Annotated in this window: 10 protein-coding genes; all 10 read left to right on the plus strand. The window is 69.4% G+C overall.

Annotated elements, in window-relative coordinates; genetic code table 11:
* Positions 1-3: 3 nt before the first annotated feature.
* Positions 4-1,827, plus strand: a complete 1,824-nt coding sequence (locus BR70_RS0113715; protein WP_027466529.1) for an acetolactate synthase large subunit — start codon at positions 4-6, stop codon at positions 1,825-1,827.
* Entirely contained in the window at positions 1,824-2,324 is a 501-nt protein-coding gene (gene ilvN, locus BR70_RS0113720; RefSeq protein ID WP_017888842.1) for an acetolactate synthase small subunit, read from the plus strand. Before BR70_RS0113715 ends, ilvN begins: the two co-directional genes overlap by 4 nt.
* A gap of 70 nt (positions 2,325-2,394) precedes the next feature.
* Entirely contained in the window at positions 2,395-3,420 is a 1,026-nt protein-coding gene (ilvC, locus tag BR70_RS0113725) for a ketol-acid reductoisomerase (RefSeq protein ID WP_027466530.1), read from the plus strand.
* Positions 3,421-3,629: 209 nt separating this feature from the next.
* Entirely contained in the window at positions 3,630-4,820 is a 1,191-nt protein-coding gene (locus tag BR70_RS0113735) for a mannitol-1-phosphate 5-dehydrogenase (protein ID WP_027466532.1), read from the plus strand.
* Positions 4,821-4,879: 59 nt separating this feature from the next.
* Entirely contained in the window at positions 4,880-5,344 is a 465-nt protein-coding gene (locus BR70_RS0113740) for a hypothetical protein (protein ID WP_027466533.1), read from the plus strand.
* Positions 5,345-5,385: 41 nt separating this feature from the next.
* The gene (locus BR70_RS0113745; protein ID WP_027466534.1) at positions 5,386-5,724 is read left to right on the plus strand and encodes a hypothetical protein; all 339 of its coding nucleotides are present in this window, start codon (positions 5,386-5,388) and stop codon (positions 5,722-5,724) included.
* Positions 5,725-5,881: 157 nt separating this feature from the next.
* The gene (serA, locus tag BR70_RS0113750; protein WP_027466535.1) at positions 5,882-7,471 is read left to right on the plus strand and encodes a phosphoglycerate dehydrogenase; all 1,590 of its coding nucleotides are present in this window, start codon (positions 5,882-5,884) and stop codon (positions 7,469-7,471) included.
* Between the two features lie 13 nt (positions 7,472-7,484).
* Positions 7,485-8,558 (plus strand): 3-isopropylmalate dehydrogenase, encoded by a 1,074-nt coding sequence (locus BR70_RS0113755; RefSeq protein WP_035809174.1) that lies wholly within the window; start codon positions 7,485-7,487, stop codon positions 8,556-8,558.
* 15 nt (positions 8,559-8,573) lie between these two features.
* On the plus strand, positions 8,574-9,683 hold the full coding sequence (locus BR70_RS0113760) for a branched-chain amino acid aminotransferase (RefSeq protein WP_027466537.1): 1,110 nt from the start codon (positions 8,574-8,576) through the stop codon (positions 9,681-9,683).
* 30 nt (positions 9,684-9,713) lie between these two features.
* Positions 9,714-10,484, plus strand: coding sequence for a fumarylacetoacetate hydrolase family protein (locus tag BR70_RS0113765; RefSeq protein ID WP_027466538.1), 771 nt, complete (start codon positions 9,714-9,716; stop codon positions 10,482-10,484).
* The last annotated feature ends 460 nt before the right edge of the window (positions 10,485-10,944 follow it).

The following is a 10,944-nucleotide window of genomic DNA, read 5'->3' on the forward strand; positions in this document are numbered from 1 at the left end:
CTCATGCCCACGGAAGCAACTCCGTTGTCCGCGGCCGCCGGTGCACGCCGGTCGCCGGAGATCCTGACCGGCTCGGGAGCCGTCCTCCGGACGCTCGAGCACCTCGGGATCACCGACGTCTTCGGCCTGCCGGGCGGCGCGATCATCCCGTTCTACGACGAGCTGATGGCGTCGACCACGATCCGCCACATCCTCGTCCGTCACGAGCAGGGCGCCGGCCACGCCGCCGAGGGCTACGCCTCGTCGTCCGGCAAGGTCGGGGTCGCCATCGCGACGTCCGGCCCCGGTGCGACGAACCTCGTCACGGCCATCGCCGACGCCTACATGGACTCGGTGCCGTTCATCGCGATCACCGGTCAGGTGTTCTCGACGCTGATGGGCACCGACGCGTTCCAGGAAGCCGACATCGTCGGCATCACGATGCCCATCACCAAGCACTCATTCCTGGTGACCGACCCGGCCGACGTGCCGGCGACCCTCGCCGCGGCGCACCTCATCGCGACGACCGGTCGGCCCGGTCCCGTGCTGGTGGACATCACGAAGGACGCCCAGCAGAAGTCGGCGCCGTACGTGTGGCCGCCCAAGATCGACCTGCCCGGCTACCGGCCGGTGACCAAGGCGCACGGCAAGCAGATCACCGCGGCCGCGCAGCTGCTGTCCGAGTCGAAGCGCCCGGTGCTCTACGTCGGCGGCGGGGTCATCCGCTCCCGCGCGACCGCGGAGCTGCTCCGCTTCGCCGAGGCGACCGGTGCGCCGGTCGTCACGACCCTGATGGCGCGCGGCGCGTTCCCGGACTCGCACCCGCAGCACCTCGGCATGCCCGGCATGCACGGCACGGTGCCCGCGGTGCTCGGCCTGCAGGACAGCGACCTCATCGTCGCCCTCGGTGCCCGCTTCGACGACCGCGTGACCGGCAAGGCCGACGAGTTCGCGCCGGACGCCAAGGTCGTGCACGTCGACATCGACCCTGCCGAGATCTCGAAGATCCGCTTCGCCGACGTCCCGATCGTCGGTGACGCCCGCGAGGTCCTGGTCGACCTGCTCGACGCCTGGGGCGGCATCGCCGTCGAGGACCGCGCGTCGACCGACGAGTGGTGGGCGAAGCTCCACCAGCTCAAGACCGACTTCCCGCTCGGGTACGCCGAGCCGACCGACGGACTCCTCGCGCCGCAGGGCATCATCAAGCGCATCGGTGAGCTCTCCGGTCCCGAGGCCGTCTACGCCTCCGGTGTCGGCCAGCACCAGATGTGGTCCGCGCAGTTCATCAAGTACGAGCGGCCCAACGCCTGGCTCAACTCCGGTGGCGCCGGCACGATGGGCTACTCGGTCCCCGCAGCGATGGGTGCGAAGGTCGCACAGCCGGACCGCGTGGTCTGGGCGATCGACGGCGACGGCTGCTTCCAGATGACGAACCAGGAACTCGCGACCTGCGTCATCAACGACATCCCGATCAAGGTCGCGATCATCAACAACTCGTCGCTCGGCATGGTCCGGCAGTGGCAGACGCTGTTCTACGACGGTCGGCACTCCTTCACCGACCTCGAGACGGGGCACGCCTCGCGCCGCGTCCCGGACTTCGTGAAGCTGGCCGACGCCTACGGTGCCCTCGGCATTCGCGTCGAGAAGGCCGACGAGGTCGACGCCGCGATCGAGCTCGCCCTGGCGACCAACGACCGCCCGGTGGTGATCGACTTCGTCGTGAGCCGTGACTCGATGGTCTGGCCGATGGTCCCGCAGGGCGTCAGCAACTCGTCCATCGAGTACGCCCAGGCACTCGCGCCCACCTGGGACGACGAGGACGCCGACATGACGGGAGAAACCGCATGAGCCACGTCCTCTCCCTCCTCGTGGAGGACAAGCCCGGTCTGCTGACCCGTGTCGCCGGACTCTTCGCCCGGCGCGGGTTCAACATCGAGTCGCTCGCCGTCGGCAACACCGAGGTGGACGGCCTCAGCCGGATCACGGTCGTCGTCGACGTCGAGGACCTCCCGCTGGAACAGGTGACGAAGCAGCTCAACAAGCTGGTGAACGTCATCAAGATCGTCGAACTGGACTTCTCGCAGTCGGTCCAGCGCGAGCACATGCTCGTGAAGGTGCGCGTCGACAACCAGACGCGCTCGGCGGTGCTCGAAGCAGTGAACCTGTTCCGTGCCCAGGTCGTCGACGTGGCGACCGACTCCCTGATCGTCGAGGTGACCGGCGACCCCGGCAAGATCCAGGCGATCCTCCGCGTGCTCGAGCCCTACGGCGTCAAGGAGCTCGCCCGCGCGGGCCTCCTCGGCATGGGCCGCGGACCGAAGAGCATCACCGACCGGGTGCGCTGAGCGCCCGTCACACCCTTCCGGGCGCCGATGGTGCCCGGCACAGACCACAGAACCAAGGAGACACACCCTCGTGACTGACATCGTGTACGACGCCGACGCCGACCTGACGCTCATCCAGGGCAAGAAGGTCGCCGTCATCGGCTACGGCTCGCAGGGCCACGCCCACGCCCTCAACCTCCGTGACTCGGGTGTCGAGGTGAAGATCGGCCTGCAGGAGGGCTCGAAGAGCCGACAGAAGGCCGAAGAGGCGGGCTTCGAGGTCCACACCCCGGGCGACGCCACCGCCTGGGCCGACGTCGTCGTCATCCTCGCGCCGGACCAGGTCCAGCGCATCGTCTACGCCGAGGACATCCGCCCGAACCTCAAGCCGGGCGCGACGCTCGTCTTCGGCCACGGCTTCAACATCCGCTTCGGCTACATCGAGGCGCCCGAGGGCGTCGACGTGTCGCTCGTCGCGCCGAAGGGCCCGGGGCACACCGTCCGCCGCGAGTACGAGGCCGGCCGTGGCGTCCCCGTGATCGTCGCCGTCGAGGTCGACGCGTCCGGTTCCGCCTGGGACCTCGCGTGGTCGTACTCCAAGGCCATCGGTGGCCTCCGCTCCGGCGGCATCAAGACGACCTTCACCGAGGAGACCGAGACCGACCTGTTCGGCGAGCAGGCCGTGCTCTGCGGTGGTACCTCGCAGCTCATCCAGTACGGCTTCGAGACCCTGGTCGAGGCGGGCTACCAGCCGCAGATCGCCTACTTCGAGGTCCTGCACGAGCTCAAGCTCATCGTCGACCTCATCTGGGAGGGCGGCCTCACCAAGCAGCGCTGGTCGATCTCCGACACCGCTGAGTTCGGTGACTACGTCTCCGGCCCGCGCGTGATCTCGCCGGACGTCAAGGAGAACATGAAGGCGGTGCTCGCGGACATCCAGAACGGTGCCTTCGCGAAGCGCTTCATCGAGGACCAGGACGCCGGCGCTCCGGAGTTCAAGGCGCTCCGTGCCAAGGGCGAGGGCCACCCGATCGAGGCCACCGGCCGTGAGCTCCGCGCGCTCTTCGCGTGGAAGCAGAACGACGGCGACTACGTGGACGGCTCGGCCGCGCGGTAGTCTTCCGAGAACCACTCGATGACGAGGCGGCGGTGCACCTGCACCGCCGCCTCGCGATGTGACCCGAACGTTATGCAGCAGCTCTTCTCCAGCCCCGACGCCGCGGACCGGCGTCCCTCCGCCGTGCGCGCGGACGATTCCCGACACCCGTCGGCCGTGCTGCGCACCCGCGGTCAGGACCGCCCCGACCAGCATGGGATGATCGTTCGATGGCGGTGACGAAGCGAGCGGTCCACATCGGCGCCGGCAAGATCGGGCGTGGGTTCGTGGGCCAGTTCCTCGTGGCGAGCGGCTACGAGCTCACCTTCGTCGACGTCGACGAACGCGTGGTCTCGGCCCTGAACGAAGCCGGCCGGTTCGTGGTGCACGAGGTCGGCGAGATGCCGGTCGAGCACCTCGTCTACGGGTTCCGTGCGCTCAGCAGCAAGACCGACCGCGAGCGTGTGGTGCAGGCCATCGCCGAGGCCGACGTGGTGACCACCGCCGTGGGCGCACGCACGCTCCCGCTCGTCGCGCCACTCATCGCCGAAGGGCTCGCGGCACGTCCGCTCGAGCGCGCTGACGTCACGATCGTGGCCTGCGAGAACGCGTTCAACGCGACCGACTCCCTGCACGCCAGCATCCGCCGCGCCCCCATCCTCGAAGACCGCGACATCGCCGCCGTCTTCGCGAACTGCGCGATCGACCGCATCGTCCCGGACCAGTCCGGTGTGCTCGGGCAGTCCGGCGGCCTCGACGTCGTGCTCGAACCGTTCTACGAGTGGGTCATCGAGCGCACCCCGTTCCTCGGCTCCGACGCCGAACCGCCGACGATCGAGGGCGTCACCTGGGTCGACGACCTGCAGCCCTTCGTCGAGCGCAAGCTCTACACGGTCAACACGGCGCACGCCACCGCCGCCTACCACGGCTACGTGCGGGGCATCCGGCTCATCCGCGAAGCACTCGAGGACGACGCCGTCCGCGCCGAGGTCGACGGGGTGCTCGCCGAGACCACCGCACTGCTGATCGCGAAGCACGGCTTCGACCCCGAGGACCACGCGCGCTACGTCGCCGCGAACCTCTCCCGCATCGCGAACCCGCACCTGCCGGACTCCACGGCACGCGTCGGCCGCAACCCGCTCCGCAAGCTCGGCCGTCGTGAACGCTTCGTCGGCCCGGCGTCGCAGCTCGCCGAGCGCGGCCTGCCCGTCGAACACCTGCTCGGTGCGGTCCGCGCGGCGCTCGCGTTCGACGACGAGAACGACCCGGAGTCGATCGAGCTGCACGCACTCCTGCGCTCCGGGGCGACCGCGCACGCGCTCACCGAGATCCTCACGGGCCTGATGGAGAGCCACCCGCTCTTCCCTGCCGTCCGCGACGTCGTCGCCGAGGTCCTCGCGACGCAGCCGGCCGACGTCTGACGTCGACCTCCCGGCCGTCGCTGGTCTCCCCGGGGTCGTCTCCCTCGTAGAATCGGGGCATGACCACGGCAGCATCCCCACCAGACGGGTCGATCGACCCGGACGTGCCGAACGCCGTCGACACCGACGACGCCGCCCTCAGCTGGGGTGACGCGGACGACGCCACCCACGTCGACGCGGCGCACAACCCGGTGGCGGTGCGTGACCGCGGAGCCCGTGACCCCGAAGCGCCCGAGACCTCCGGCGCGCTCGTCGGGTTCGGCGTCTTCGGTGGCCTCTACCTGCTCTACACGGTGGCCTGGCTCCTGACCGCGTCGACCGCGTACGTCTCCGGCGTCGACACCGTCCTCACGCTCTTCGTCGAGGTGCTCCGCTTCCTCGCGATCCTCGCGCCGGCACTCTGGTTCACGGTGGTGCTCTGGGCAGCGCGCAGCAGCCGCACCCGGACCCGCCTGCTCTGGATGCTCCTCGGCGCCGTCGTGCTCTTCCCCTGGCCGTTCCTCCTGACGCGGAGCTTCGGGTGACCGGGGCAGTGCCGGCGACGACCCGCCGGAACAGTGCCCCCGTGGTCGCGAAGATCGTGGTCTGGGTCGTGTTCGCGGCGCTGTTCGCCTACATGACGGTGCAGGCCGTCGGCAACCTGACGCAGATCAACCAGCGGGTGGACGCCTTCAACGCGTTCCTCCAGACGACCTCGGGTGGCGACTCGCTGCAGACCAGCACCCCGTGGCTGTGGCTCGTGCTCGACATCCTCATCGCGCCGGTCGCGTTCGTCGCGGCGATCGTCATCACCCGGCGCGCGAGCCTGCCCGTCACGATCGCGGTGTTCGTGGTCGCGTTCGCGGGTGCCGGCGCCCTCTGGCTCGACCTCCAGCTGTTCGTCCCGACGCTGCTGGACTTCTGACGTGACCCGCCCACGGCCAGGAGGCACGGTGCGGCCCCGCCCCGCGCCTCCCGGCCGTCGTGTGGTTCTCCACAGGACCGCTCCCGCGGTCGTAACCACCGGCCCGCGTCGATAGCATGGTGGGATACCAACCGTCTCGAGTGAGGAAACAGCTGCTGTGTCGAAGCCGGTCGTCCTGATCGCCGAAGAACTCTCGCCCGCAACGGTCGACGCCCTCGGGCCCGACTTCGAGATCCGGAACGTGGACGGCACCGACCGTCCGGCGCTCCTGGCGGCGCTGTCCGACGCGCACGCCGTCCTCGTGCGGTCCGCCACCAAGATCGACGCCGAGGCGATCGCCGCGGCACCGAGCCTGAAGGTCGTCGCCCGTGCCGGCGTCGGCCTCGACAACGTCGACATCAAGGCCGCGACGACCGCCGGCGTGATGGTGGTGAACGCCCCGACCTCGAACATCATCTCGGCGGCGGAGCTCACGGTCGGGCACATCCTGTCGCTCGCGCGGCACATCCCGGCCGCCCACGCCTCGCTGGCCGCCGGTGCGTGGAAGCGCTCGTCGTACACCGGTGTGGAGCTCTACGAGAAGACCGTCGGCATCATCGGCCTCGGCCGCATCGGCGCGCTCATCACCCAGCGGCTGCAGGCCTTCGGCGTGACGGTCATCGCGTACGACCCGTACGTCACCACGGCACGTGCGCAGCAGCTCGGGGTCGAGCTCGTCTCCCTCGACGACCTGCTGCGCCGAGCGGACTTCACCACGATCCACATGCCGAGGACGCCGGAGACCCTCGGCATGATCTCGGACGCCCAGTTCGCCCTGATGAAGCCGACCGCGTTCGTCGTGAACGTGGCCCGCGGCGGCCTGATCGACGAGGACGCCCTGCACCGTGCACTCACGGCGAACACCATCGCCGGCGCCGGCCTCGACGTCTTCGTCGCCGAGCCCCCGAAGGACTCGCCGCTCCTGGCGCTCCCGAACGTCGTCGTGACGCCGCACCTCGGTGCCTCCACCGACGAAGCGCAGGAGAAGGCAGGCGTCTCGGTCGCCAAGTCGGTCCGTCTCGCCCTCGGCGGCGAGCTCGTGCCCGACGCGGTGAACGTGGCCGGCGGGGTCATCGACCCGTACGTGCGCCCCGGCATCCCGCTCGTCGAGAAGCTCGGCCAGGTCTTCACCGCCCTGGCGACCTCGCCGGTCACGAGCATCGACGTCGAGGTGCACGGCGAGCTCGCCGAGTACGACGTCAGCGTGCTGAAGCTCGCGGCGCTCAAGGGCGTCTTCACCGACGTCGTGAGCGACCAGGTCTCGTACGTCAACGCCCCGCTCATCGCCGAGCAGCGCGGGGTCACCGTCCGCCTCATCACCGAGACCGACAGCCCCGAGTACCGCAACGTGCTGACGATCCGCGGTGCCCAGTCCGACGGCCCGGCGATCAGCGTGTCCGGCACGCTCACCGGCCCGAAGCAGGTCGAGAAGCTCGTCGAGATCAACGGGCACGACGTCGAGGTGCCGCTCGACCGGCACCACGTCGTCATGGAGTACACCGACCGACCGGGCATCGTCGCGGTCTACGGCAAGGAGTTCGGCCAGGCCGGCATCAACATCGCCGCGATGCAGATCTCGCGCGAAGCCGCCGGTGGCCAGGCGCTGAGCGTCCTGACGGTCGACTCGCCCGTGCCGGCCGAGATCCTCGAGCACGTCCGCTCGGCGATCGACGCGTCCTCGCTCCGCGAGATCGACATCACGCTCTAGGGGAGTGGCGGACATGAGCAGCGCGCAGACGATCCGACTCGCGGTCATCCGTGGTGACGGCATCGGCCCCGAGGTCGTCGACGAGGCCCTGAAGGTCCTGCACGCGGTCCTGCCGGACGACCTCGTGGTGCAGGAGACCCCGTTCTCCCTCGGCGCCGCACGGTACCTGGAGACCGGCGACATCCTGACCGACGACGACATGGCAGCGATCGCGCAGCACGACGCGATCCTGCTCGGAGCGGTCGGCGGTGACCCGCGTGACCCGCGGCTCGCCGGGGGCATCATCGAGCGCGGGCTGCTCCTCAATCTCCGCTTCGCGTTCGACCACTACGTGAACCTCCGGCCGACGACGGTGCACCCGGCCGTCCCGACACCGCTCGCCGACCCCGGCGAGGTCGACTTCGTGGTCGTGCGCGAAGGTACCGAAGGGCCCTACGTCGGCAACGGCGGTGCCATCCGGACCGGTACCCCGCACGAGATCGCGACCGAGGTCTCGTTGAACACCGCCTTCGGTGTCGAGCGGGTCGTGCGGTACGCCTTCGCGCTGGCGGACCGACGCCCGCGTCGCCACCTGACGCTCGTGCACAAGAGCAACGTCCTGGTGCACGCCGGAGCCCTCTGGCAGCGCACCGTCGCGGCCGTCGGCGCCGAGTACCCGGACGTCACGGTCGACTACCAACACGTGGACGCGGTCACCATCCACATGGTGCGCGACCCCGCACGGTTCGACGTCATCGTCACCGACAACCTGTTCGGCGACATCATCACCGACCTGGCCGGCGCGATCAGCGGCGGCATCGGTCTGGCGGCCTCGGGCAACATCAACCCGGACGGCACCTTCCCCAGCATGTTCGAGCCGGTCCACGGTTCCGCGCCGGACATCGCAGGTCAGCAGCTGGCCGACCCCACCGCCGCGATCCGTTCCGTCGCCCTGTTGCTCGACCACATCGGTCGCGGTGACCTGGCGGCCGCGGTGACGGCTGCGGTGGAGTCCGACCTCGCCGACCGGGGCACCACGCCGCGTCGCACGGCCGAGATCGGCGACGCGATCGCCGCCGCGGCCACGGCACGCACCACCACCGCCTGAGAAGGAGTCCTCCCCATGAGCACCGACACCGCCTTCGGACTCGAGTTCGCCAGCACCCCGTCCGCCGACCGTCGCGCGGCCGCCGAGCGCGAGCAGATCCTCGCCGACCCGGGCTTCGGCAAGCACTTCACCGACCACATGGCGACGGTCGAGTGGACGCTCGACGACGGCTGGCACAGCGCGTCGATCCACCCGTACGGGCCGCTGTCCCTCGACCCGAGTGCGAGTGTCCTGCACTACGCCCAGGAGATCTTCGAGGGGCTCAAGGCCTACCGGCACGCGGACGGTTCGGTGTGGTCGTTCCGACCGGACGCCAACGCCCGGCGATTCCAGCGGTCCGCCCGACGGCTCGCTCTGCCGGAGCTCCCGGTCGAGGCGTTCGTCGAGTCGATCCGGCAGTTGGTGCAGACCGACGTCGACTGGGTGCCCTCGGCGCCCGAGACCAGCCTGTACCTGCGGCCGTTCATGATCGCGACGGAGTCGTTCCTCGGTGTCCGGGCGGCACAGGCCGTCGCGTACCACTGCATCGCGAGCCCGGCCGGTGCGTACTTCACCTCGGGCCCGAAGCCGGTGTCGATCTGGCTGTCGACGCAGTACGCCCGTGCCGGCAAGGGCGGGACCGGTGCGGCGAAGACCGGCGGCAACTACGCCTCGTCGCTGCTGCCCCAGCAAGAGGCGTACGAGCACGGCTGTCAGCAGGTGATGTTCCTCGACTCGGTGGAGGGCAAGTACCTCGAAGAGCTCGGCGGCATGAACGTCGTCCTGGTCAAGTCCGACGGCACCCTCGTCACGCCCGACTCCGACTCGATCCTCGAAGGGATCACGCGTGACTCGATCCTGCAGCTGGCCGAGGACCGCGGCCTGACCGTCGAGAAGCGCCGGGTGACCCTCGACGAGTGGCGTGACGGCGTCGCCGACGGCTCGATCACCGAGGCCTTCGCGTGCGGCACCGCCGCCGTGGTGACCCCGATCGCCGAGCTCCGGGGCGACGGCTTCACGATCGGTTCGCCGACCGTCGGGGCGGGGGAGCTCACGATGTCCCTGCGCGACGAACTCACCGACATCCAGTACGGCCGTCGTCCCGACCCGCACGGGTGGATGACCAAGCTGACCGACGCGTCCTGATCGACCGGCGGGCGTGGGTAGGGTCGAACGGTGAAGATCGCACGGTTCAGCAGCAAGGGTGAAGACCCCCGGTACGGCATCCTCGACGAGCGCGCCCTGGTGGTGCTCGCGGGAGACCCGATGTACCAGGGGTTCGAGACCACGGGGGAGCGCGTGGCACTCGCCGACGCCAAGCTCCTCGCCCCCGTCATCCCGCGCTCGAAGGTCATCGGCGTCGGGCTCAACTACTCGGAGCACGCTTCGGAGATGGACGAGCGCGCCGGCGACGACCCGGTGGTGTTCCTCAAGCCGAACACCTCGGTGATCGGTCCGGACGAACCCATCCGCCTCCCCGCCGACATCGGACGCGTCGACCACGAGGGCGAACTCGCCATCGTGATCGGCTCACTCGCGAAGAACGTCCGGCGTGAGGACTTCGCGAGCGTCATCCTCGGCTACACGATCGCCAACGACGTGACCGCCCGTGACCTGCAGGCGCGCGACGGGCAGTGGACCCGGGCGAAGGGGTTCGACACCTTCTGCCCGCTCGGCCCCGTGATCGAGACCGAGATCGACCCGTCGGACATCCGCATCGAGACCCGCGTCGACGGTGACCTCCGGCAGGCGGCCTCGACGAACGAGATGGTGCACGACATCCCGTCGCTCGTCGAGTTCGTGTCCTCGATCTGGACCCTGCTGCCCGGTGACGTCATCCTGACGGGGACCCCGGCCGGTGTCGGACAGATCCGCGACGGCGAGATCGTCGAGGTCACCATCTCCGGCATCGGTTCGCTCAAGAACCCCGTCATCGCCCGGCACTGACAGCGCTGCCGAACGGCCCGTTCCCCCAGCTGGGGAGCGGGCCGTTCGTCGTTCTCGGCGCAGTGTTCAGCGCGGGCGCAGATGGCGACACGCCCGGGATGTGGCCCGGCTTGGCGCTGCCGTTCACCTCTGCGTAAAGTAATCACTCGTTGCCGCTGAGGCGGAGAACGGAACGGCCGAGACGATCACCGGGTTGAACACCTGGAGATGCAGTCCGGACGGGGTCCCGCTCAGGCAACCAACTCCTCGGAACCACGACCTCTGGTTGTGCGCCCAGGATGTTGTACAAGACGAATGCCTCTCTGGCGGAACCTGTGATGGGTCGAGCGGGGAGTGCGTCTGGTCCTTGAGAACTCAACAGCGTGCACATTGTCAATGCCAATTTATTGATTGACCTCGTGCCTGGTCGGCTTGCTGACTGGGTCATGAAGCAATTCCTTTTGGATTGAAGATTGTCAGT

The sequence above is a fragment of the Curtobacterium sp. UNCCL17 genome (assembly GCF_000686685.1).
GTDB classification, from domain to species: Bacteria; Actinomycetota; Actinomycetes; order Actinomycetales; family Microbacteriaceae; genus Curtobacterium; species Curtobacterium flaccumfaciens.

Excerpts from the sequence above, each read along its gene's own strand:
- BR70_RS0113740 (WP_027466533.1), top strand. The coding sequence starts at position 4,880 with ATGACCACGGCAGCATCCCCACCAGACGGGTCGATCGACCCGGACGTG.
- BR70_RS0113715 (WP_027466529.1), top strand. The coding sequence starts at position 4 with ATGCCCACGGAAGCAACTCCGTTGTCCGCGGCCGCCGGTGCACGCCGG.
- BR70_RS0113735 (WP_027466532.1), top strand. The coding sequence starts at position 3,630 with ATGGCGGTGACGAAGCGAGCGGTCCACATCGGCGCCGGCAAGATCGGG.
- BR70_RS0113760 (WP_027466537.1), top strand. The coding sequence starts at position 8,574 with ATGAGCACCGACACCGCCTTCGGACTCGAGTTCGCCAGCACCCCGTCC.
- ilvN (WP_017888842.1), top strand. The coding sequence starts at position 1,824 with ATGAGCCACGTCCTCTCCCTCCTCGTGGAGGACAAGCCCGGTCTGCTG.
- BR70_RS0113755 (WP_035809174.1), top strand. The coding sequence starts at position 7,485 with ATGAGCAGCGCGCAGACGATCCGACTCGCGGTCATCCGTGGTGACGGC.